Source organism: Listeria immobilis (genome assembly GCF_014322765.1).
In the GTDB taxonomy this organism is placed as follows: domain Bacteria; phylum Bacillota; class Bacilli; order Lactobacillales; family Listeriaceae; genus Listeria; species Listeria immobilis.
Window position 1 is genome coordinate 99,747 of sequence record NZ_JAASTZ010000008.1, and the last position, 22,822, is coordinate 122,568.

Below are 22,822 nucleotides of genomic sequence, written 5' to 3' on the forward strand. Positions count from 1 at the left end.
GGAGGGAAATATAAAATGGCAAAAGATATTAAATTTAGTGAAGATGCTCGTCGTGCCATGTTACGTGGTGTGGACCAATTAGCAAACGCAGTAAAAGTAACGCTTGGCCCAAAAGGTCGTAATGTTGTTTTAGAGAAGAAATTCGGTTCCCCATTAATTACCAATGATGGTGTAACGATTGCAAAAGAAATTGAATTAGAAGATCCATTTGAAAACATGGGAGCAAAACTTGTATCAGAAGTTGCTTCTAAAACAAATGACGTTGCTGGGGACGGAACTACTACAGCTACCGTTTTGGCACAAGCAATGATTCAAGAAGGCTTGAAAAACGTCACTGCTGGAGCAAATCCAGTCGGTGTTCGCCGCGGTATTGAAAAAGCCGTAGCAACAGCTATTGAAGAACTTAAAGCTATCTCTAAACCAATTGAAGGCAAAGAGTCTATTGCACAAGTAGCAGCTATTTCTTCTGGTGATGAAGAAGTTGGTAAATTAATCGCTGAAGCAATGGAACGTGTTGGTAATGATGGTGTTATTACTATTGAAGAATCTAAAGGCTTTGCAACAGAATTAGATGTAGTAGAAGGTATGCAATTTGACCGCGGCTATACTAGTCCTTATATGGTAACAGATTCTGACAAAATGGAAGCTGTTTTAGAAAAACCATACATTTTAATTACTGATAAAAAAATCAATAATATTCAAGAAATCTTACCAGTTTTAGAGCAAGTAGTTCAACAAGGCCGTCCAATGTTAATTATTGCTGAAGACGTGGAAGGCGAAGCACAAGCAACTCTTGTTCTTAACAAACTACGTGGCACATTTAACATGGTAGCAGTAAAAGCGCCTGGTTTTGGCGATCGTCGTAAAGCAATGTTGGAAGATGTAGCTATTTTAACAGGTGGACAAGTAATCACAGAAGATTTAGGTCTAGAACTTAAAACAGCTTCTATTGAGCAACTTGGAACAGCTAACAAAGTAGTCGTAACAAAAGATGATACTACAATTGTTGAAGGAGCAGGCGATTCCACTCAAATTAGCGCTCGTGTAAACCAAATCCGTGCGCAAATGGAAGAAACTACTTCTGAATTCGATAAAGAGAAATTACAAGAACGTTTAGCAAAACTTGCAGGTGGAGTAGCGGTTGTTAAAGTCGGTGCTGCAACTGAAACCGAACTAAAAGAACGTAAATTGCGTATTGAAGATGCTCTTAACTCCACTCGTGCAGCTGTAGAAGAAGGTATTGTAGCCGGTGGTGGAACAGCGCTTGTAAATATTTACAACAAAGTAGCTGAACTAGAAGCAGAAGGAGACGTAGAAACAGGTATTAACATTGTTCTTCGTTCCCTAGAAGAACCAGTTCGTCAAATCGCACATAACGCTGGCCTGGAGGGTTCCGTTATCGTGGAACGCTTGAAAAATGAAGCAGTTGGCATTGGTTTCAACGCAGCAAACGGCGAATGGGTGAATATGATTGAAGCCGGTATTGTAGATCCAACAAAAGTAACTCGTTCAGCATTACAAAACGCTTCATCTGTTGCAGCGCTTCTATTAACTACCGAAGCAGTCGTAGCAGACCAACCAAGCGAAAATGGCCCAGCAGTTCCTCCTGACATGGGCATGGGTGGCATGGGCGGAATGATGTAACCCGTCTATTGAAATGGATTTATTTAAGAGATCTCTGATTTTTTCAGAGATCTTTTTTTATGCAAATATACAATAATAAAGCTAAAGTTGTTTTATATTTACGATTAAAAAAAGACACAAAGCCTTCGATGGAATAGCTAGAGCAAAATAAACTAACAAGAATTATAACAAACAACACTTTATTATTCTCGTATTTCTTTTACCAAAAACCAATTCTTGTCACACACTTAACAACTTTGGGACCCAAACACATGTAAGTAAATCCCATCACCTTGTTATAATAAAAGAAAAGGAGATGTGCTTGTTATGAGAGAAAATTCTATTATCGGTCGAATTATTGCATTATTAGCCATTTGCTTTGCTTTTTTCAATCCGAAAACAGTCACATATTGGCTTGGTGTACGTCCGGAATCTGGTCCGGCATGGTATCTTACAACAATTGTTGCATGCGGAATTGCAGTGTATGTATTGATTGATTTGGTGAAAAAAATAAAACGAAGAAAAACAGCAGAATAATCTATTTCATGGTATACTACTAAAAAAACGACTAGGAGCAAACCATGAACTGGATACGCATAAGTAGTATAATAATAGTTGGTTTTACAGCAATTGGAGCAATTTATGGAGGGCTAACATTTATTTTTACGCCAAACGGAGATTTATTATCACTTTCGCCAGGATTATTAGAAGGCTCTCCATTTGTAGATTACTTAATACCAGGAATATTTTTACTTGTATTTATTGGCATATTCCATTTTGCAGCACTTATTTACTTATTAAAAAAATTACCTCGAACGAAAGAGGTTATGTTTGCGGCCGCGTTAGTTTTTGCTGTTTGGATGATTGTACAGTTATTTATAATCGGTTATATTTTTATTTTACAGCTCATTTTTTTAGCTGTCGCAATAGTTGAAATGATTTTAGCAGTACAACTAAAAAAAGGAATCAATGCCTAATTTTACAGGCATTGATTCCTTTTTTATTACTTCTGTTGTTCTTTTAATAAATCGCGAATTTCTTTTAAGTATTCCTCGGTTGGAGGTACGGGTGTTTCTTCGACAGGCTGTTCTTTTTTCTTCATAAAACGAGTAAGTATTTTGACAAAAAGGAAAATAGCAAAAGCGATGATGATAAAGTCAACAATAGATTGAATGAATGCCCCATATTGGAAAACAGCGTCACCAACTTTAAAGCTTAGCTCACTGAAATCAAGCCCTCCAAGTAAAACGCCAACAAAAGGCATAATGATGTTATCTACTAATGATGTAACAATTTTACCGAATGCAGCCCCGATAACAACGGCTACAGCTAAATCAAGAACATTCCCTTTTAAAGCGAAGTCTCTAAATTCTACTAACATTTTTTTCATAAATTTTTACCTCCCATTTACTTAGTATAAAACATCTAAGAATGATGTGAAAGTAAGTGAGCTTATTTCAACAGCAAACTACCAATATAAAGCGTTGGCGCCATTAAAGCATAACCGATAATAATGAATGTTAATACTCGCAGCCAAAAAGAACGAAGAATAGCTGGCTTCCATTTAGCTAAAAGTGATTGAATAGCCATCGTGATAATTGTAACAAACGCAAACATAAAAAATAATTCTATATATCGAAGCATAATATCCCACCTTTTTCTTTTACTATGACATAAGAGTAGGTATTTTTGCAATTAGAAATGAGCCGATTATTTCCATTCAATTCTCGCGCATGATAAGTTAAAAAGAGTAAAAGCGCATGTTATCACAAAGGAGTCGTAAATGAAGTATTTAAAAAAGGGTATCTTTCTTTTTATTTTTCTATATTTTCTTATTTTACCAACTGAATTAGTATCAGCGCATGCTTATTTGGAACACGCTAATCCTGCTGATCAGTCACATATTCAAACCGCACCTAAAAAAGTAACGCTAGTTTTTAATGAAGCAATTGAAGCTGATTTTCCTTTAATTGAAGTAAAAAATTCTAAAGGGGAGCAAGTGAAAACAGGGAAGACGGTAGTTTCCAAACAGAATAATCATAGCGTTGAAAGTACTTTACCGGCTGACTTGAAACCAGATGTATATGCCGTTTCATGGCGAGTTGTTTCAGCAGACGGACATGCGGTTTCTGGTGTTCTTTCTTTTAAGTTAGGGGATACAAAAGCAAATTTTCAAGAAGTGGCAGTGCCAAGTAGCGGAGCAGACCTTCCAATTAGTTCCCTTCAAAAGGCTTTACTATATATAGGCCTGTCATTATTTATTGGAATGCTCGTTTTTGGTTTTGGTTTATATCCGAGAAAGGAATCCATGCCAGAAGTAGTAGTTTTGCGATTGAAAAAATGGACCATTGCCGCACTGATTTTTCTTGGATTAGCAATTGTTCTTCAACTTTTTGTTCAAACAAGTATTACGACTGGAGTATCCATTGGAGAAAGTATACAGCCGGCAAATCTTTTCTCATTTTTGACGGAAACAAAAGCTGGTTATATTTGGTTTAGTGAATGTATCGCTTGGCTTATGCTGGTTGTTTTTACGATGATTATGTTTGGCAAAGCAACACAGTGGAGCTGGATTGCTTTATTAACCGAGAGTGTTTTAGTGGTTTATCTTATTTTTATAAAAGCACAGAATGGACACGCAGCGGCTAGTACCGATAAAATAGTAAGTATTACAGCGGATATGTTGCATATGATAATGGCTAGTGTTTGGGTAGGGGGGCTTATAATTTTGTTATGCGTATTGCCGCGAACAAAAGAGAGCAAGCACATTTGGAGTCGTTTTGCAGTCATTGCAATTATTGCGGTCGTTTCTATTATAGTTAGTGGCCTACTGATGGCTGTTATGAATATTGGCCAAATGACGAATTTATTTACAACCAATTATGGCAAATTGCTTCTTTTCAAAATTGGCTTATTCCTATTGATGGCAATCCTTGGTTTAGCACACTATATATACTTAAAACTAAAAAAGGAAAAACTTCCTTTTAAAACGATTTTGTTGGAACTAATAATTGGAATAGTTATTTTGCTAGTGGCGAGCATTCTAACAAACGTACAAACTCCTCCACCAGTAGCACCAAAAGCATATAATGAGACTATTACGGCAGAAGGAGAAAAGACAAAAATTAATTTAAAAATTGAACCAGCTACAGTAGGTCAAAATCAGTTTATTGTTACATTTCTTACTGAGAGTGGTGCAGTAAAAACAGATTTACAACAAGTAACAATTACGACAAAATCAGCTAAAACAGCTGAAAAAGCTACTTTTCAAGCAAAACTTGTCAATGATAATCAATATTTTGCAGAAGGGCTATACCTTAATCAGACAGGAAACTGGGAAGTGACAGTTCACGGATTAACAAATGATTTCACTTCTATTGACCAAACATTCACCATCCAAATCAAACAGTAAAGGGGAAAAACAATGAAAAAAATGATAAGTTCATTTAGTATTTTGTTAGCTGTTTTATTTATGCCATTTCAAGTAAGTGCGCATGTTTCGGTGTTGCCAAGCGAATCTACAGTCGAAGCTTGGGAGACCTATACGATGAAAGTCCCTTCTGAAAAAGCAGTTGCTTCAAAGAAAATTGTTTTAAAAATACCCCAAAATACTTCTTTTGAATCGTATGAACCTGTTGCTGGCTGGAAAACGACGATAGATAAGAAAAATCATACAGTTACTTGGCAAACAGAAGGTGACGGAATTGAAGCAGGGCAATTCCAGCGGTTTAGTTTTATTGCCAAAAATCCAAGTGAGGTAGGAGATATTGCTTGGAATGCTTTCCAATATTACGAAGATGGTTCCATTGTTGAGTGGATTGGGGCGGAAGACTCGGAAACTCCGCATGCAACTACTAAAATAATGAAAGAAAGCACTAAGACAGCATCTGGGTCTCATGGTGAGGTAATGGCGGGCGCTGAAAATACATCTAGTGACAGTACTACAAAAAATGACAATACCATTTTATTATGGACAGCAATTGCTATCAGCGTATTTGCACTAATTATTAGCAGTTATGCAATTATCAATCGTAAAAAATAACATCAAAGGGGAAAACAGATGGAACAAAAAATAGTGCATTTAGCAGTCGGAAAGCCAAAAGAATTAACCTTTGGAAATAATAAACAGATGATTTCAGGAATTGAAAAGCAACCTGTGGATGAAGCTTATTTAACAATGAATGGATTAGAAAATGACCGTCCGCACAATTTAAAATATCACGGTGGGGTAGACCGAACAGTTTGTATTTATCCCGCAGAACATTATCAAAAATGGGCGAAAATGTTTGGTGATAAGCTACAAGTTGGTGCTTTTGGAGAAAATTTAACAGTGACGAATATGCTAGAAGAAAATATCCATATTGGCGATAAGTTTCAAATCGGGGAAGCAGTTATCCAAGTATCTGAGGCAAGAAATCCATGCAGTACAATCGAAAAATTCAATGATATACCCAATTTATATCAAATCATTCGTGAAACTGGATATACCGGCTATCTATGCCGAACGATTACACCGGGAAAAATAAACCGCAATGCTAAAATAAAACAAATCCATCAAGAAAATCATGAAGTAACAGTAGCTTATTGTCATGATAAAGTACTACACAATAATGGGACAGAAAAAGATTATTTACAGATTCTTTCAGTAGATGCCTTGTCTGAACGTTACCGTAAACAGGTAGAAAAAACACTAAAAAAATAAACTAGTCAAGTCTTTCAAATGAGAGGCTTGGCTAGTTTATTTAGTTGGTTGTTAAAAATCAATTATAAACTATTTTACTTGGCTTTCAATAGTAGTTGGAGTTAAACCAGAGTCATTAATTTGTCTGATTTCATACACTTTTCCTTCATCGTTGAATTCAAAAAATTCTACAGAACCGTAGCTGAACTTTTTCCCAGTTTTACTTGCTCGAGCGCCGGTTGGAAATGTAATATCACCAGTTAATGTACCTGATAAAGTATATCGACATACTGCAACATTATCATCTGCATAAATTTCTTGATCTTCTATATGCGCATCCTCTGAAAATGAGGCAATTCCTTGGAGAGCAACGATAAAGTTATCTGCTCCTTCGATAACTTCTCCATTTTTATAGAATTTAATATCTGAAGTAATTAGGTCATATTGTTTTTGAAAGTCTCTATTATTTAAATTGGTATGAAACTGGTGTGGAATAGCTCTTTTTTCTTCTATTGACATAGCATTGTTCACTTTTATAGCCCCCGTAGAAGTTTTTAATTTTTAATTAAATAACTTTTTGTATTCAGGATAACCTTCTTTTTCTAAATCTTCCACTGGAACAAAACGTAAAGCAGCAGAATTAATACAATAGCGTAAGCCGCCGCTTTCTTTTGGTCCATCAGGAAATACATGCCCCAAGTGGGAATCCGCTTCGACAGAACGAACCTCTGTCCGTCTCATACCATGACTAGCATCAAACTCTTCATGAATTTCATCATCATCAATAGATTTAGTAAAACTTGGCCAACCGCAATCTGAATCATATTGATCTTTAGAAGAAAAAAGTGGTTTTCCAGATACGATGTCTACATATATACCTGGTTCAAAATGATCATAATATTCATTTTCGAATGGGCGTTCTGTTCCATTTTCTTGTGTTACCGCATATTGTATATCAGTTAACTCTTCTAAACGTTCTTGTTTTTGTTTTGGATCCATTATTTAGATTCCCCCCAATTAGACTCAATAAAATTGCTTCGACCTGATCCTGCTCGGTATCCTTCGTAGTGCAATTTGTTTTTTTTATAAAAATCTTGATGATATTCTTCTGCTGGATAAAACGGTTCTGCAGGCAAAATTTCTGTAACAATAGGCTTTTTAAAACGGCCACTGTTAGCTAGATTAGCTTTTGATTTTTCCGCAATTTCTTTTTGTTGCTCGTTATGGTAAAAAATTACAGGACGATAAGAGTCGCCTCTATCAGCAAATTGTCCAGCTGCATCTGTTGGATCTGTTTGTTGCCAGTAAATTTCAACCAATTTTTCATAAGGAAATACATCCGGATTGAATGTGATTTGGACCGCTTCGGTGTGGCCTGTCTTTCCGTTACAAACTTCTTCATAGGTAGGATTTTCTGTATGTCCACCTGTGTAACCAGAAACTACTTTTTGAATACCTGGTAATGTATCAAATGGTTTAACCATACACCAAAAACAACCACCTGCAAAAGTAGCTTTTTCTACTCGTTCATTTGTCAATGTAACCACCGCTTCCTTATTTTGTATTGGTATCGTACGTATTAAGTATAACAAAATAACGCTTTCATTGAGTGTCGGTTTAATGAATTTTATTGTATATATAGTGCCTAATTATGTTTAAATTACACATTTATAGTTTTAATAAATTTAAGGAAAACTTAGTCATATTAAGGAAATAAAAAAAATATTTGTAAATAGAGCAAGTGATTTGATGTTTATCTATTTTGAAACAAGTAAATTAATCAGGTTTTAAAAAGAATGAGGGAGGTATACAGTTAGAGTTACATCAATTATTTTGAGAGGGGAAATGAACATGTCAAAAAAGATATTACCAAAATCAGCAACAAGTTTTACTAAGCAGGCTAATAACTCCGTAAAAGACGCATTACCTTTTGAAAACACGAAAGATTTTGAAGATGCAAAAAAAGGCTTTATTGGTACCTGGGACGAAGTGAAAGTAAATGCTGAAAATGGAGAACAAGTGTGGAGTCTTGATGACTATCAATTTATCGATGACGGGGATGCACCAGATTCAGTTAATCCGAGTTTATGGCGTATTTCACAGCTTAATATGACGAATGGTTTATTTAAAGTAACCGAGCGAGTTTATCAAGTTCGTGGCTTTGACATGGCTAATACAACAATTATGGAAGGCGATACGGGTCTAATTATCACGGATACATTGACTTCTGTTGAAACAGCTCGTGCTGCTTTAGAACTTTATTATGAGCATCGTCCGAAAAAACCTATCAAAGCAATTATTTATACACATTCACATGGAGACCATTATGGTGGTGTGGCAGGACTCGTTAGTAAAGAAGATGTTGCTTCTGGAAAAGTAGCGTTAATTGGACCAGAAGGATTTATGGAACATGCAGTAAGTGAAAATATTTTTGCCGGTAATGCCATGGCTCGCCGTGCAGAATATATGTATGGAAGCCGTTTATCACGTAGCGAATTAGGTCAAGTTGATGCAGGACTCGGAAAAACACTATCTACAGGTCATATGTCACTCATTGCGCCAAATGACACTATTACTTTTGATCATGAAAAGCGGGTTGTTGATGGTATTGAAATAGAATTTCTGATGGCGCCAAATACAGAAGCTCCATCTGAACACTTGATGTATTTTCCGCAATTTAAATTAATCAACATTGCAGAAGATGCTGTACACAATTTGCATAATATTTTAACGCTTCGTGGTGCACAAATTCGTGATGCCTATGCTTGGTGGAAAGACGTTGATAAAGCGATTCGTGCTTTTGGTGACGAATATGAAATATGTATAGGACAACATCACTGGCCAACATGGGGCAATGCAGAAATTAATGATATGCTTACTCACCAACGTGATGCGTATAAATATATGCATGACCAAACATTACATTTTATAAATAAAGGTTTAACTTTAACTGAAGTAGCGGAAGCAGTTAAATTCCCACCATCTTTAGAAGAAAAATGGTATGTTAGAGGATATTATGGAACATTAAACCATGATGTAAAGGCAATCTATCAATTCTATCTTGGCTGGTATGATGGAAATCCAGCAAATCTTTATCCGCTACCTCCTGAAGAAGTTGCCGAAAAGTATGTGGAATTTATGGGTGGCATTGATGAAGTCTTGAAAAAGGCTCGTGTATGTTATGAAGCAGGAGAATATCGTTGGGTAGCAGAAGTAGTAAAACATGCAGTGTTTGCTGATGATAAAAGCGAGGAAGCTAAAGAGTTATTAGCAGATGCTTTAGAACAATTAGGTTATCAATCTGAATCGGCTTCATGGCGGAATGTGTACTTAGCTGCTGCAAATGAGCTTCGGAATTCATTACCAACAGAAGTTATATCTACTGTAACTCTTGATGTTGTAGAGGCTATGCCATTTGAATTAATTCTAGATTACTTAGGTATTCGTTTAAACGGTGAAAAAGCTATTGATAAACGAATTTCTATGAACTGGAAATTAACTGATGTGGATGAAAAGTACCATGTATTATTAAATAATTCTGTACTAACATACCGAGATGAAACAGAAGATGATAATGCTGATGTTACATTAGTAACAACACGAGACGTTTTTAACCACATTTTTAGTGGCGTGAAAACTTTTGAAGAATCATTTGCTGATCAAAGCATTAAAATAACGGGAAGTTCAGAAAAATTTGATGAATTTGTTACCTTATTAGATGAATTTGATCCAGTATTTAATATTGTAACACCATAAAGCAAAATTAATAGTTAAGCAATAGTTATAAGCGCCTTCTCTCAAATTTATGTAAACTAAATTTGAGAGGAGGTACTTTTTTTATAATTTTTTTATGAAAGGGGTGAGGAGCTTAATAGCTGAAATTGTGTGGAAGGGATACAACAGTAGAAAGGAATGAAGCAATTTGTTAGCGGACGAGGTTAGGGAAATGATTGCTGAGTTAGACAGAAATAAATTAGATGAATCTTGGGTGAGGAAGGAGCGGTTTGCTAGAAATGAAGTGATTCAGAATGAGACGTTTAGAAAAGAATTTTTTATTGTGGCGAGAGGAGTGCTTCATCTAGAAAATAAAAATTTCCGTATTATTCATTTTTTCTTCAATGGTGATGTTGTAAATAGACAAATTGCCATGATTAACATAGATAAGGAGTTGGGATTAGTATGTGATACGGAAGTTTTACTAATTTATGTTAATAGAGAATATTTTTTTGATTTTGCAACGAAAAAACCGCTTTTTTTAAAATGGCTTTTAGAAGAAACATTATACAATAACAAAAAGCTGTACCATGAATTAATAAAAAAAGAATTGCCAATTGAAAAGCGAATTATACAATCGCTACAATATATTTGTGAAAGATCAAACGAAGAAACGGACAGTGAGTCTCAACAAGTACCAATTTACATGAATAAAATGAAAATAGCCAAATATGCTGGCGTATTCTGTACGGAACTGTTTGAAAAATGGTCTTTACTAATAAATGAGAATGTAGTAGAAGAAAAGGACGGGTTACTTTTTATAAAGAAAAAATGAACAGAATTTATTCTAACTAAAATGCTTTTTAGGTCTTATCTCTAAGACCTAAAAAGTAGACTTTCTAAGTAAATGCTATTTTAGAAGGTAACAAAGAGTCGAAAAGTAAACAAATCAATGATAAAATTGTAGTGAATCTTTCTTTGAATTATTTAAAGCCCAAGATAATAGTAGTTTATAGCTGCCGGGATAACGTCTATTATTCCGAATTTCCTTAATAAATCCTCCTCGCGACCAACCGAAAGTGAAGTAGAATTGGTATTCACTTTAGCAAGGTTAGCCAAAATTTATTTTAACCAAAAAAAGTGATGACCCTCATGGGTTATCACTTTTTTTGGTTGTTACTGTTTCATTTTTTCTTAATGCTAAAAATTGTTCAATTATGGCTATTTCTTCTTTTGTAAGGTCAGGTGTTTCGGCAATTAGTTGTGTAATTTTACTAGTTCGTTGTGTACTCGTAGTAGGGGTTTTTTTAGCGCGAAAGAAATTAGTAATTGTACTAGTAATCATCCCGATAAATGCAATGCCAAATAGCATCATAATCGCAGCTAAAATTCGACCAATTGGCGTTACTGGAATAATATCACCATATCCGACAGTGGTAGCTGTCACAATTGCCCACCAAAGTGCATCGGAATAACTATGTATATCTGGTTCAATAAATACCATTGGAACAGGGATAAGAATAACTAACAAAATAAAAATCATTAAGAAACGATTTAATCCATTCGAACGGAAAAAGTTATAAATGGGAATAATGTAGCGTTTTCCCATAGCAGTAATACTTAAAATATGAACAAAACTTGCAATACGAGCCGCCCGGAACCCACTGTAAAATGGAATAATCGCAATTAGTTGGAAAGGGTGTGTTTTAACATAGTGCCATTTTCTATCAGCTCGGTACAACCTGACTAAATAATCTAACGTAAATATACTCCAAATAATCCAATTTAAAAGAAATGTAAAATAATTTTGATACGGTAAAAGAGCAAGCGATAGGATTATGAGCACAAGCATAAACGACTCATAAATTATTCTTCTCCTTGTTTTGTCCAATTTATTCACCTCGTTAATATATACTCTTATTCATTTTAGCATAAAATAATAAAAAAACTGTATGTAATTTAAAAAAGCTAGCAACCCAATAGGAGTCGCTAGCTTTAAGTTATTATTTTATTCGTAGGCGATTGCTTTTACTTCTAGATGCTAATAAACATAAATAGCATAACAAGGCGAATAGCATGGTTATAATTAAACTATGCGCAAGAGCGATATAAAGATTTACCCCAGTATATACGGATAAAGCCCCCGTTACTGCTTGAAGCGCAATAAATATCAGTGATAACACCATACTAAATGTCAAAACTCGGTATCTTCTATAGTCGCGGAATACGAGCCAAGTAACATAGAGTAGCCAAACAATTAAGATAAAAGCTGCTAATCGGTGAAAATACTGGACATAATCTTGTACAGAATCAGGCATAATAAATTTTCCGTTTTCAAACGGCCACATAGGGACAGCTAGGCTTGCTTTCTCATGACGGACAAGCGCGCCAGTATAAACAGCTAAATAAGTATAAATGGTTAGTGCGTATATGTTTATTCGCAATTTGGTTTCCATTACGAGGTTTCTAGCATCGAATTTTCGGTCGACTTCAAAAATCATTAACGCAAGTAATACAATAGAAGCGTAACAAATAATTGAAATACCAAAATGTAAAGCCATGATATACGGATTTTGTCCCCAAACAACAGCCGCCATACCCATTAACGCTTGGATAACCAAAAACAGCACCGCAATAATCGCAAGTGGTTTAGTTTCTCGACGATCCTTCATATAAATCCAGGCACAAATTGCCAGTACGATAACAAAAATAGAACTAATACCAGTTGTCATTCGGTGCATAAATTCAATCAGTTTTTCAGGTGTTACATCAGTTAGTCGAACTAATTGTCCATTACACAATGGCCAACTATTGCCACAGCCATCTGCAGAACCAGTTTTTGTTACAAGTGCGCCACCAAATACGACAACGGTCATACAAATAATGGTTAAAACAGACCAAATTTTCAAGAATTTTTTCATTATCTACCTATCTCTCCTTTAGATGCGTGTGAGATTTTTCTAATATATGTTTTTATGTATAAGTTCATGAGTACACATCAGATTAATTGTAGCGTGTTTATTTCAAGAAGTAAAGCTTACAAATCTAGAGCCGATTTATTGACAAAAGGGGCGTATTTTTCACATAATAAGGGTATAAGATATCTATCAGTTCGCAATCACTGGTTAATATCAGCAAGTGTAAGGGGGAGAAAATGTGAATCAGATAGAAAAAACTGGGGAGCTTGCAGTAACTAGGTTTACTGTTCGCGATTTTACCGAGCTTGTGAAAATTGGTATCGTGAATTCTAATACGATTACTGCTTTTACAGGAATGTGGTTAGCTTTTCAGTTAAATGGTATTTCTTTTATCCAAAATGTCGATGTAATATTTTTTACAATCGTCGGTTCAGCACTTATTGTAGCTGCTTCGGGCGCTTTTAATAATGTCATTGACCGAGATATTGATGGAATTATGGAACGAACTAAAAACAGACCAACAATGACTGGAAAGATTTCAGGGAAACGTGCATTAATGGTCGCAATTGTGCTAGGGCTCATTGGGACGATTATGCTGTTTATGACAACTTGGCAGGCAGGCGTTCTCGGGGTTATTGGTGTCTTTTTATATGTAGTCGTTTATTCACTCTATGCAAAAAGAAAATTAGTTAGTAATACAATAATTGGCAGTTTCTCGGGAGCTGTTCCGCCGCTTATTGGTTGGTTTGCTGTAGAGCCAAGTTTTAGTATTGTACCAATTATGTTATTTCTTGTGATGTTCTGCTGGCAACCGCCACATTTCTATGCAATAGCAATTAAGCGGAAAGAAGAATACGCCGCTGCTGGAATCCCAATGCTTCCAGTTGTCAAAGGCATTGAACGCACGAAAAAAAGCATGTTCTTCTGGGTTATTTTATTAACAATCTTGCCATTTTTCATGTTCGATTTAGGTATTGTATATGTTATCCTAGCAACCTTGCTAAATATTGGCTGGCTAGCACTTAGCATTTATGGTTTTAAAATGGAAGACAGCATCAAATGGGCTAAATGGATGTTTGTGTATTCATTAAACTATATGACAATATTATTTGTTGCGATGGTCGTTATTTCGATTTTCTTATAAAATAAAAGCAATTACGAAGCGGTGTGGTTTTTATAGCACTAATTTGTAATTGTTTTTTTGATTTTAAAACTTTTCAAATGATAAGAGAATTGGTAAAATGGAAGTTACACCAAGGGATTGCAAAATAATGCCGAGGAGGGCAAAGTGTGAAGTTTATTATGAGAGTAGCTGTGCTATTAATCATTTGCCTATTCATTGGATATAACACAGATTTATTTTTTAGTAAATCAGTGGAAAAAAACACCGCAGAAGATACAGCTACCAAGTCAAATTTTCCCGATGATAAAAAAACAACAAATGAAAATCCCGAACAAATGGAAGATAGCTCTAGTTTGGCACGATTTATTAATAAAAGCGTCAATGATGTAACAAAAAAATTTGGGGAGCCCGTACGTGTTGATAAATCAGCGTATGGTTATGATAGTTATATTTATAGTCAACCAGGTACAAGCTATATGCAAGTGGGAGTTACAAATAATGTCGTACAAACAATTTATGCTCTAGGACAAGATTTAAATGTTATGCCGTATACAATCGGAATGTCCACTGAAAAAGTATTTACAGATGCTAATTTACAATCTGAAATATCCTTCAATTATAAAGATAGCTACTATAAATTTGAACTTTCGGAAGAAGACTTAAACGTTAGACCAATAGTAAATATTGGCAGTGGTGTTTATGCGCAACTGAATTTTGATAAATTTAAAGCAAAATTAGTAAGTGTGCGGTATTTAAACAAACTTTCATTAATTAAAACCCGTCCGTATGAACTATCTTACCAAGGGGAAATCTATGAAGAAAAACTTTCTCAAGCAGAATGGGATGCAGTTGATAAAGCTTCAAGCAAACAAGTATTAGAGATTACCAATGTTATTCGCGACCGTTATGGAGTAGAGGAAGTTGCTTGGGATGATGCTGTCGCCAAAGTAGCTTATGGACATAGTGTAGATATGAAGAAAAATGATTACTTTGACCATAATTCGCCAACACATGGGGATTTAAGTAATCGACTTAGTGCTGGAGATGTCAAATACACTAAAGCGGGAGAAAATATCGCATTTAATTATATTGATAGTGCAGCTGCTGTAGAAGGCTGGCTGAATTCTAAAGGTCATCGTGAAAATTTACTAGATGGTTCTTATACCTACATGGGTGCCGGAACATACCAAAAATACTATACGCAAAATTTTATTATTAAATAATGGTTATATGGTATAATAAAACAAGTAAGTGATATGGAGGTGGCTAGATGCTCGCTACAATGGAAAATATGGCACTACTTGATTTATCAGATGAGCTTGCTGGCATGATTCTAGACTCCGAGGAAGTGCAAAATTACCAACAATGCAAACAAGCCTTACTGGATGATGCAACAAGCCAAAAAAGTATTCGTCAATTTATACGAATAAAAGAACAATATGAGGAAGTACAACGGTTCGGCCGGTACCATCCTGACTATAAAGAAGTAACTAGAAAAACGCGTGCTTACAAACGCGAAGTCGATATGGATCAAAACGTGGCAGCTTTTCGCCGAGCAGAGATGGATTTGCAGTCTCTTTTAGACGAAATTAGTTTGCTTCTCGCAAGTGCTGTTTCAGATAATATCAAGGTGCCAACTGGTAACCCGTTTTTTGAAACAAAATCAGCTTGTTCGAGTGGAAGTTGTAGTACCGGTGGAGGTTGCGGTTGTTCAGCATAATGGTTATTCTAAAAAGAAGGGGCTTAAACAATGGAAAATGACAGACAGGCAATTGTCGTTTGGATGAATCATTTAAAGCAAGTGAGATCTTTGAAACGATTCGGGAATGTTCATTATGTATCGCGCAAATTGAAATATGCCGTTTTATATTGTGATATGGCGGAAATAGAAGATATTTCCAACAAAATTTCGCGTTTTCATTATGTGAAACGTGTGGAAATGTCGTTTCGTCCGTTCTTAAAAACAGAGTACGAATCCAAAAAAGAGCGAATGTATGAACATAAAAACGAAGACGTACAAATCAGTATTTAAAAAATACAGCGGGACTATTTTAACTAGTCTTGCTGTTTTTTTGCATCTATTTATGATAAAGTAAAAAGACATTGAAGTAAAGGTTGTGCGAAAAAGATGAGAGTCATTGCAGGAGAACGAAAAGGCCATGCTTTAAAAGCTGTTCCTGGAAATAATACTAGACCAACCACAGATAAAGTAAAAGAGTCGTTATTTTCCATTATTGGTCCTTTTTTTGATGGGGATATAGTGCTTGATTTATTTGCAGGTAGTGGGGGACTTGGCATTGAAGCGCTAAGCAGAGGGGCAGAACGGGCTGTTTTTATTGATCAAGCTCAAGCTGCCATTAAAACAATCCATCTTAATTTAGAAAGTTGCCATTTTACAGATAGAGCAGAAGTTTATCGAAATGAAGCTGAACGGGCACTAAAACTGTTACATAAAAAGGAATGGAAATTTGATTTAGTTTTTTTAGATCCGCCATATAAAAAACAACAATTAGAAAAATTTCTAGCAATGCTGGAAAAGTTGGCATTAGTTAGCCAAAACGGTAGAATTATTTGTGAACATGATAAAGAAGCAGTTATGCCAGAATCAGTAGGTAGTTTTACAAAAATCAGATCTGCTTCATATGGAATTACTGTTTTATCAATATTTGAATTTCAGGAGGCGTAGATATGGGAGAAAAAATTGCAGTTATTCCAGGAACATTTGATCCGATTACCAATGGTCACTTGGACATCATTGAACGTGCGGCGAAAATTTTTGACGTATTGTATGTTTCGGTTTTAAATAATTCCTCCAAAAAACCGCTGTTTACGGTAGAAGAACGAATGGAAATGATTAGAAAAGTAACTGCTCATTTACCGAATTTACAAGTTGAAAGCGCTAGTGGCTTAACGGTTGAATATGCAGCTAAACGCAATGCTACAGCAATAGTTAGAGGGCTTAGAGCTGTTAGTGACTTTGAATATGAAATGCAAATTGCTTCGATGAATAGAACGCTAAATGCAACAATCGAAACTTTCTTTATAATGACAAATACCAAATATTCTTTTTTAAGTTCTAGCATGGTGAAGGAAGTTGCGCAGTATCAAGGGAATATTAGCGAGCTTGTTCCAGAAGTTGTGAATAAAGCCATTCAAGCAAAATATAATAAATAGGAGATGGACAAGGAAAATGCGTAAAGAGTGGAAAAAAATAACGGCGATAGTGCTGTTAGTAATTATAATAGCTGGCTTTTTTATTCCAGTTCCGTATTTTATTTCAAAACCTGGTGGAACTGAGGAACTTGCGCCACTCGTTACAGTTGAGAATCATCCTAATAATAAAGAGGGCTCATTAAGTCTAGTGACAATAGCGATGGGAAAAGCGAACATTTATACATATATGGCAGCTAAATTTCTTCCATATCGTGAACTCGAAAAAGATAGCGAAATTAAATATGAAGATGAAACCGATGAGGAATATAACGTTCGTCAAATGCAACTGATGAATGAATCAAAAAACAACGCCATCCAAGTAGCTTATAAAGCAGCCGGTCAAGAAGTCAAAGTAACCTATGATGGGGTGTATGTTTTAAGTGTGATGGAAGATGTCCCAGCAGCAAAAGTGTTACATGCTGGTGATTTAATTACCGAAATTGATGGTCATAGCTTCCAATCAAGTCAAGAATTCATTGATTATATTCATAGCAAAAAAGTCGGTGATACAGTTAAAATAAAATACAAACATGGTGATAAAAAAGAAGAAGCAAGCATTAAACTTACCGCAATTGACAAAAAAGGAACACCGGGTATTGGTATTACACTTGTTGATGATGAAAAAATTACGGCTGTTCCAGAAGTGAAAATCGATTCCGAGAAAATTGGTGGACCTTCCGCGGGCTTAATGTTTAGCTTAGAAATCTACAGTCGCTTCCAAAAAGATGATTTAACTGATGGCAAAAAAATTGCTGGTACTGGGACAATTGATACTGATGGCACGGTTGGAAGAATTGGTGGAATTGACCAAAAAGTGGTGGCAGCAGATAAAAGCGGCGCGAAAATTTTCTTTGCACCTAATGATACGATTACGAAAGAAATGAAAGAAAACGATGCAACAATCGAAAGCAATTATGACACAGCAGTAAAAACAGCTAAAGATATTGACTCTAAAATGAAAATTGTTCCAGTGAAAACATTCCAAGATGCGCTGGATTATCTAAATAAATTACCATAATTAAAAGCCATAACCCGAAACATTATTTTGTTTCGGGTTATGGCTTTTTTAATCATATACAAAAGGGAAGAACAAGTCTTATAAATATTTTGCGGTTAAAGATACTTTGTTTGAAAGTAAATCCATTGGAACTCCTTCAAAAATGATTTGACCGCCAGCACTTCCACCTTCTGGACCAAGGTCGATAATCCAATCCGCATTACGAATAATATCAATGTTATGCTCAATGACAACAACAGTATTTCCTTTATTAACGAGTGTGTTAATAATAGTTAAAATATGTTCGATGTCAGACATATGAAGACCAGTTGTTGGTTCATCCATAATATAGATCGAGCCTTTTTTATGGAGTTCATTAGCTAATTTAAGCCGTTGACATTCACCACCAGAAAGCGTACTAAGTGCTTGACCTAATGTTACATAGCCAATACCAACTTCCTCCATTGCAGTAATCTTCTTTAAGATTTTTTTATCAGTAAAGAAATCAAGTGCTTCTGAGACAGTTAGCTCTAACACATCACTAATAGATTTACCATCTAATTTATAGGCTAGGACGGACGCTTGGAACCTTTTACCATGACAGACATCACAAGGAGTACGAATGGAATCCATAAAAGCTAAATCCATTGTAGTAAAACCAAGTCCCTTACAGTTTTCACAAGCACCTTTGGAATTATAACTAAATAAGGAAGGACTAACATCATTAGCTTTACCAAATGCTTTTCTGATAGAATCCATAATTCCAGTATAGGTCGCTGGGTTAGAACGAATATTTGCATGGGCGGCAGATTGGTCAATCACAATGGCATCAGGATGTTCTGCTAGAAAAACAGAATTAATCAATGTGCTTTTTCCAGAACCAGCTACTCCAGTAATAACAGTGAGAACTTCTTTTGGAATGTTTGCTTGGATATTTTTTAAATTAAATTGGCTACTTTTGGCGGTTGTCAAGAATCCGTTTGGTGTTCGTGGTTTATCATTTATAGGTAGATGACGATTTAAGAATTGACCAGTAAGCGTATCTGACTTAAGTAAATCAGGATAGCTACCAACAAACTGAATTTCTCCACCATGTTTACCAGCATGTGGACCAACATCAACAATATGATCTGCAATTTTAATCACATCTGGGTCATGCTCTACAACAAGAATGGTATTCCCTTTATCACGCAATTTAACTAATAATTCATTTAATCGATGTACATCACGAGGATGCAGTCCAATGCTTGGTTCATCAAAAATGTAAAGCAAATCAGTCAAGCTACTATTTAAGTGACGAATCATTTTAACTCGTTGCGACTCTCCACCAGAAAGGGAGGCGGTTTGCCGATCAAGTGTCATATAACCTAAGCCAATATCCATTAAATGTGTTAGACGTTCCGTTATACTTTGCACCATGGGAACAGCTATTGGGTCAGTAATTGCCTCGACAGTTTGTTTTAATTCATCTAATTGCATTGCGGTATAGTCTGCAATGTTAGCGCCATTTATTTTACAAGAAAGAGCTTGTTCAGAAAGTCGTGTTCCTGAGCAGGTAGTACAATGAGCAATATGGGTAAATTTATCGACACGTTTTTTCGTTGATGCCGACATATCTCCTTCTTTTTGAATGTAAAGGCGATTGAATTTTGGAATTAATCCTTCATAGGTTGCATTCATACTTCCCATTGGTGTTTCTAAAAATACTTTTATATCTTTTCCATATAAAAGAAGATCATATTCTTCTTCTGTATAGTCTTTTATTTTTTTATTCACATCAAAAAAGCCGGAATAAGCATAAGAATTCCAGTACCATGAGTCTACAGAGAAGGTTGGGAAAAGGATGGCACCTTCTTTGAGTGATTTATTTGGATCGAGTAATTTGACTAAATCTACTGTTACTTTTTGACCAACACCATGACAATCGGGACACATACCAGCTGGATCATTAAATGAAAATAAATTTGCTGTTCCAATACTCGGTTTACCAACTCGAGAAAATAGTAAGCGTAAAATAGAATTAATATCAGTGATTGTTCCGAGTGTTGAGCGAGAATTACCACCTAGTCGCTTTTGGTCGATAATAACAGAAGTAGAGAGGTTTTCAATGGAATCTGCATCAGGCTGCTTATACTTTGGTAGAAAATTACGCAAATAAGCACTATATGTTTCATTTAGCTGTCTTTGCGATTCCGTGGCAATAGTTTCAAATACAATAGAAGATTTCCCAGACCCAGACACACCAGTAAAAATAGTGATTTTTCGTTTGGGAATATCAAGGGAAATATTTTGGAGATTGTTTTCACGTGCTCCTTTTAATCGAATATATTCTTGTACCATACACAGACCTCCTGTTTTTTTGAGTCGAAAAGCTATCATAGCAAAGTTGCAATGAAGAAGTCAACTAAAGACCTTATAAAAATTTACAAAGTTATCATTGGCGGAATTTGGAAATCGCCTTTTTGATACGATTCTAGACCATTGACAAGTGTATAAATGGTGGTCGCTTTTAAATCTTCTGTTAATAATTCTGAAGGTGCTTTTGAAGCAGTAGTAACAACAGGAAGTGCTATATTTTTTTTGTGTAAAGCTAAGTATTTTTGCCCGACTTTATTCATGCCAAGAATGCGGATATAAGGGCTACTTGGTTTATCAGTGGCATTCAATAAAATTTGTAAAGCAGTGCGCTGAATTCTTGCATTACTATAACGTTTTGTTTTTGCTTGCTCAATAAAGGCGCTAAAATCTGTTGCAGTAATAGCTGCTCGTTGCATCCGATTTTGAATACCCTCACTAACGCTGCGAATATGGCTTAGTTCTTCGGAAGTTGCTTGTAAAAGTCGAAATCTTAAGAATGACCAGTAGTTCTCCCATGATAAAAAAGGGCCTGAATAAGCTTGTAAAATTTCCATGGAGGTGGCAGGTAAATAGTTAGCAGCTTGATGAAGATCCCCAGCTAGTATTAATTTTCGAATGGCTGTAGCACTGGCAATTTGGTTGTGAGAAGCAAACTCATCATGATAATTAGCATGTTCTCGCGGTATGGATTTTAGTTGGATAGCTGGATTTTGTTTTTCTATAGCGAGTGCATAATGAAAACCTAGAATATTATTTGGTTTGGTCACATCTATTATAGCTTTTCCAAGCAATGTCTGGAGGGCAAGCGTATAAGCAGTAGCATAAGAAACTTTCTTATTTTCCAAAGCTTGTTTTATCATTAGATTGAAAGTGGTTTTTTGATTAGTTACCATGTGTGCAACTTTTGAAAAATCACTAGTCATTCCGTGTTCGCTACCGAAAAACAAAGTATTTACGTGAAGTGCATCTAAAATTCGAACGGATTCCTCGGCGAAAATCGTTGCATGTTGAGTTGCGAATGAAACGGGTAGTTCAACGACTATATCAACACCAGCAGCGAGTGCCATCTTGGTTCGTTCCCATTTTGGAAGGATAGCAGGTTCGCCACGTTGAACAAAAGAACCACTCATAACAGCGATAACTACATCGGGTTTTGTTAATTCACGTGCCTTATTTAAATGAAGTCTATGTCCATTATGAAATGGATTATATTCTACAACGATTCCGGTTGCTTTCATACCTGTTCCCTCCTTTAGATATTCCTATTTTAGCATAAATTATTGCTAGTGTTTGGATGACTTGAAAAACCATTGACAAAAGCCTTTAAAAAAGCTATAATATTTTGTGTTGCGCTTGGAGTGATGTAGGATGAAATGGTCTATCAGCCAATTAAAAAAATATCGTGACAGCAACTTCACGATTAACGAAAAAGCTGACTTAAAAAAGTTCTTTCAAGAGAACAATATAGACGTTCGTGATGCAAGCCCCGTAGAAGTAACTGGGGAACTAATTGTACACCCAGAAGAAGTTACTGCTAACCTTACAATGAAAGGTGAGTGGACGCTTCCATGTGCCCGTACATTAGAGGATGTTATTTATCCTTACGAAGTGCATGCGACGGAAACCTTTGTGAAATCTAAAGAACAAGTTTTAGATGAATCTTGGCATGTGATGGAACAAGATATGGTTGATTTAACACCGGTAGTAGAAGAACTTTTACTAGTAGAAATTCCAATGCAAGTTTTCAGTGATGAGGCGCTAGTTATGAATAAGCTTCCACGTGGAAATGAATGGGAAATGAAAACAGAAGAAGATAATCTACTCGACCAAAAAGCAAAAGAACCAAAAGTGGATCCTCGTCTTGCGGGATTAGCCAATTTTTTCGATGAGAAAAATGAAGACTAAAATCCCCGTGAAGCTGGAATATATTAAGAAATTTATTTTTCTTAGATTAACGATACAAGTACTTAGTTATCGTCAAGGAGGTGTAAGGAAATGGCAGTACCTTTTAGAAGAACATCAAAAGCCAAAAAGCGTAAGCGTCGTACACACGTTAAACTTCAACTTCCGGGCATGAACGAATGCTCGAATTGCGGCGAATACAGACTTTCCCACCACGTATGTCCTGAATGTGGACAATATGATGGTAAAGATGTAGCAAACAGCTAATCATGTTAAAAACAAGTGACGTTTCA

General features: G+C 35.7%; 26 protein-coding genes. 17 read left to right on the forward strand and 9 right to left on the reverse strand.

All coding sequences use genetic code 11. From position 1 onward, the window contains the following. Positions 1–15: 15 nt before the first annotated feature. From groL to HCJ50_RS07900, 3 genes are all read left to right on the forward strand, one after another. On the forward strand, positions 16–1,644 hold the full coding sequence (gene groL / locus HCJ50_RS07890; RefSeq protein WP_185346174.1) for a chaperonin GroEL: 1,629 nt from the start codon (positions 16–18) through the stop codon (positions 1,642–1,644). A gap of 306 nt (positions 1,645–1,950) precedes the next feature. Then, positions 1,951–2,160, forward strand: a complete 210-nt coding sequence (locus HCJ50_RS07895) for a hypothetical protein (RefSeq protein WP_185346176.1) — start codon at positions 1,951–1,953, stop codon at positions 2,158–2,160. A gap of 44 nt (positions 2,161–2,204) precedes the next feature. Continuing rightward, the gene (locus HCJ50_RS07900; protein WP_185346178.1) at positions 2,205–2,600 is read left to right on the forward strand and encodes a hypothetical protein; all 396 of its coding nucleotides are present in this window, start codon (positions 2,205–2,207) and stop codon (positions 2,598–2,600) included. A gap of 26 nt (positions 2,601–2,626) precedes the next feature. Here the strand turns inward: HCJ50_RS07900 and mscL are convergent, their stop codons facing one another. Continuing rightward, positions 2,627–3,013, reverse strand: coding sequence for a large conductance mechanosensitive channel protein MscL (gene mscL / locus HCJ50_RS07905; RefSeq protein ID WP_185346180.1), 387 nt, complete (start codon positions 3,011–3,013; stop codon positions 2,627–2,629). Positions 3,014–3,075: 62 nt separating this feature from the next. Beyond that, positions 3,076–3,267 carry a hypothetical protein gene (locus HCJ50_RS07910; protein WP_185346182.1) on the reverse strand — a complete coding sequence of 64 codons (192 nt, stop codon included), beginning with the start codon at positions 3,265–3,267 and terminating at the stop codon, positions 3,076–3,078. Positions 3,268–3,406: 139 nt separating this feature from the next. On the opposite strand from HCJ50_RS07910, the gene HCJ50_RS07915 reads away from it, so the two are divergent. The 3 genes from HCJ50_RS07915 to HCJ50_RS07925 are packed head-to-tail and all read left to right on the forward strand — an operon-like array spanning position 3,407 to position 6,325. Beyond that, entirely contained in the window at positions 3,407–5,035 is a 1,629-nt protein-coding gene (locus HCJ50_RS07915) for a copper resistance CopC/CopD family protein (RefSeq protein WP_185346184.1), read from the forward strand. 12 nt (positions 5,036–5,047) lie between these two features. Further along, positions 5,048–5,665 carry a YcnI family copper-binding membrane protein gene (locus HCJ50_RS07920; protein WP_185346186.1) on the forward strand — a complete coding sequence of 206 codons (618 nt, stop codon included), beginning with the start codon at positions 5,048–5,050 and terminating at the stop codon, positions 5,663–5,665. Between the two features lie 18 nt (positions 5,666–5,683). Next, positions 5,684–6,325, forward strand: coding sequence for an MOSC domain-containing protein (locus HCJ50_RS07925; protein WP_185346188.1), 642 nt, complete (start codon positions 5,684–5,686; stop codon positions 6,323–6,325). Between the two features lie 69 nt (positions 6,326–6,394). Here HCJ50_RS07925 and HCJ50_RS07930 read toward each other — a convergent pair whose 3' ends face one another. The 3 genes from HCJ50_RS07930 to msrA are packed head-to-tail and all read right to left on the reverse strand — an operon-like array spanning position 6,395 to position 7,842. Then, entirely contained in the window at positions 6,395–6,835 is a 441-nt protein-coding gene (locus HCJ50_RS07930) for a nuclear transport factor 2 family protein (protein WP_185346190.1), read from the reverse strand. A 30-nt stretch (positions 6,836–6,865) separates the two neighbouring features. Beyond that, positions 6,866–7,303 (reverse strand): peptide-methionine (R)-S-oxide reductase MsrB, encoded by a 438-nt coding sequence (gene msrB, locus HCJ50_RS07935; RefSeq protein WP_185346192.1) that lies wholly within the window; start codon positions 7,301–7,303, stop codon positions 6,866–6,868. Continuing rightward, positions 7,303–7,842 (reverse strand): peptide-methionine (S)-S-oxide reductase MsrA, encoded by a 540-nt coding sequence (gene msrA / locus HCJ50_RS07940; protein WP_185346194.1) that lies wholly within the window; start codon positions 7,840–7,842, stop codon positions 7,303–7,305. Before msrA ends, msrB begins: the two co-directional genes overlap by 1 nt. 313 nt (positions 7,843–8,155) lie before the next feature. On the opposite strand from msrA, the gene HCJ50_RS07945 reads away from it, so the two are divergent. After that, positions 8,156–10,060, forward strand: a complete 1,905-nt coding sequence (locus HCJ50_RS07945) for an alkyl/aryl-sulfatase (RefSeq protein WP_185346196.1) — start codon at positions 8,156–8,158, stop codon at positions 10,058–10,060. Between the two features lie 190 nt (positions 10,061–10,250). Next, on the forward strand, positions 10,251–10,853 hold the full coding sequence (locus HCJ50_RS07950; protein ID WP_311769222.1) for a Crp/Fnr family transcriptional regulator: 603 nt from the start codon (positions 10,251–10,253) through the stop codon (positions 10,851–10,853). Between the two features lie 315 nt (positions 10,854–11,168). On the opposite strand, the gene HCJ50_RS07955 is transcribed toward HCJ50_RS07950, so the two are convergent. Then, entirely contained in the window at positions 11,169–11,909 is a 741-nt protein-coding gene (locus HCJ50_RS07955) for a potassium channel family protein (RefSeq protein ID WP_185346200.1), read from the reverse strand. 112 nt (positions 11,910–12,021) lie between these two features. After that, positions 12,022–12,939: a COX15/CtaA family protein gene (locus tag HCJ50_RS07960; protein ID WP_185346202.1), complete on the reverse strand. Its 918-nt coding sequence runs from the start codon at positions 12,937–12,939 to the stop codon at positions 12,022–12,024. Between the two features lie 235 nt (positions 12,940–13,174). On the opposite strand from HCJ50_RS07960, the gene cyoE reads away from it, so the two are divergent. From cyoE to HCJ50_RS07995, 7 genes are all read left to right on the forward strand, one after another. After that, the gene (cyoE, locus tag HCJ50_RS07965; protein ID WP_185346203.1) at positions 13,175–14,080 is read left to right on the forward strand and encodes a heme o synthase; all 906 of its coding nucleotides are present in this window, start codon (positions 13,175–13,177) and stop codon (positions 14,078–14,080) included. A 146-nt stretch (positions 14,081–14,226) separates the two neighbouring features. Beyond that, positions 14,227–15,282, forward strand: a complete 1,056-nt coding sequence (locus HCJ50_RS07970; protein WP_185346205.1) for a CAP domain-containing protein — start codon at positions 14,227–14,229, stop codon at positions 15,280–15,282. Between the two features lie 47 nt (positions 15,283–15,329). After that, positions 15,330–15,779 carry a YlbF family regulator gene (locus tag HCJ50_RS07975; RefSeq protein ID WP_185346207.1) on the forward strand — a complete coding sequence of 150 codons (450 nt, stop codon included), beginning with the start codon at positions 15,330–15,332 and terminating at the stop codon, positions 15,777–15,779. A gap of 30 nt (positions 15,780–15,809) precedes the next feature. Beyond that, a complete protein-coding gene (locus tag HCJ50_RS07980) occupies positions 15,810–16,091 on the forward strand; it encodes a YlbG family protein (protein ID WP_185346209.1) in 282 nt (93 codons plus the stop codon). Between the two features lie 96 nt (positions 16,092–16,187). Continuing rightward, positions 16,188–16,745 (forward strand): 16S rRNA (guanine(966)-N(2))-methyltransferase RsmD, encoded by a 558-nt coding sequence (gene rsmD / locus HCJ50_RS07985; protein WP_185346211.1) that lies wholly within the window; start codon positions 16,188–16,190, stop codon positions 16,743–16,745. Between the two features lie 2 nt (positions 16,746–16,747). Beyond that, positions 16,748–17,233, forward strand: coding sequence for a pantetheine-phosphate adenylyltransferase (gene coaD / locus HCJ50_RS07990; RefSeq protein WP_185346213.1), 486 nt, complete (start codon positions 16,748–16,750; stop codon positions 17,231–17,233). Between the two features lie 16 nt (positions 17,234–17,249). Then, positions 17,250–18,290: a SepM family pheromone-processing serine protease gene (locus HCJ50_RS07995; protein ID WP_187127548.1), complete on the forward strand. Its 1,041-nt coding sequence runs from the start codon at positions 17,250–17,252 to the stop codon at positions 18,288–18,290. A 78-nt stretch (positions 18,291–18,368) separates the two neighbouring features. Here the strand turns inward: HCJ50_RS07995 and HCJ50_RS08000 are convergent, their stop codons facing one another. Beyond that, a complete protein-coding gene (locus HCJ50_RS08000; RefSeq protein WP_185346216.1) occupies positions 18,369–20,609 on the reverse strand; it encodes an ATP-binding cassette domain-containing protein in 2,241 nt (746 codons plus the stop codon). Between the two features lie 83 nt (positions 20,610–20,692). Next, the gene (locus HCJ50_RS08005; protein WP_185346218.1) at positions 20,693–21,865 is read right to left on the reverse strand and encodes a nucleotidyltransferase; all 1,173 of its coding nucleotides are present in this window, start codon (positions 21,863–21,865) and stop codon (positions 20,693–20,695) included. A gap of 130 nt (positions 21,866–21,995) precedes the next feature. On the opposite strand from HCJ50_RS08005, the gene HCJ50_RS08010 reads away from it, so the two are divergent. Beyond that, complete coding sequence (locus HCJ50_RS08010) at positions 21,996–22,532, forward strand: YceD family protein (RefSeq protein ID WP_185346220.1); 537 nt, start codon at positions 21,996–21,998, stop codon at positions 22,530–22,532. A 90-nt stretch (positions 22,533–22,622) separates the two neighbouring features. Then, complete coding sequence (gene rpmF / locus HCJ50_RS08015; protein ID WP_003726143.1) at positions 22,623–22,796, forward strand: 50S ribosomal protein L32; 174 nt, start codon at positions 22,623–22,625, stop codon at positions 22,794–22,796. The last annotated feature ends 26 nt before the right edge of the window (positions 22,797–22,822 follow it).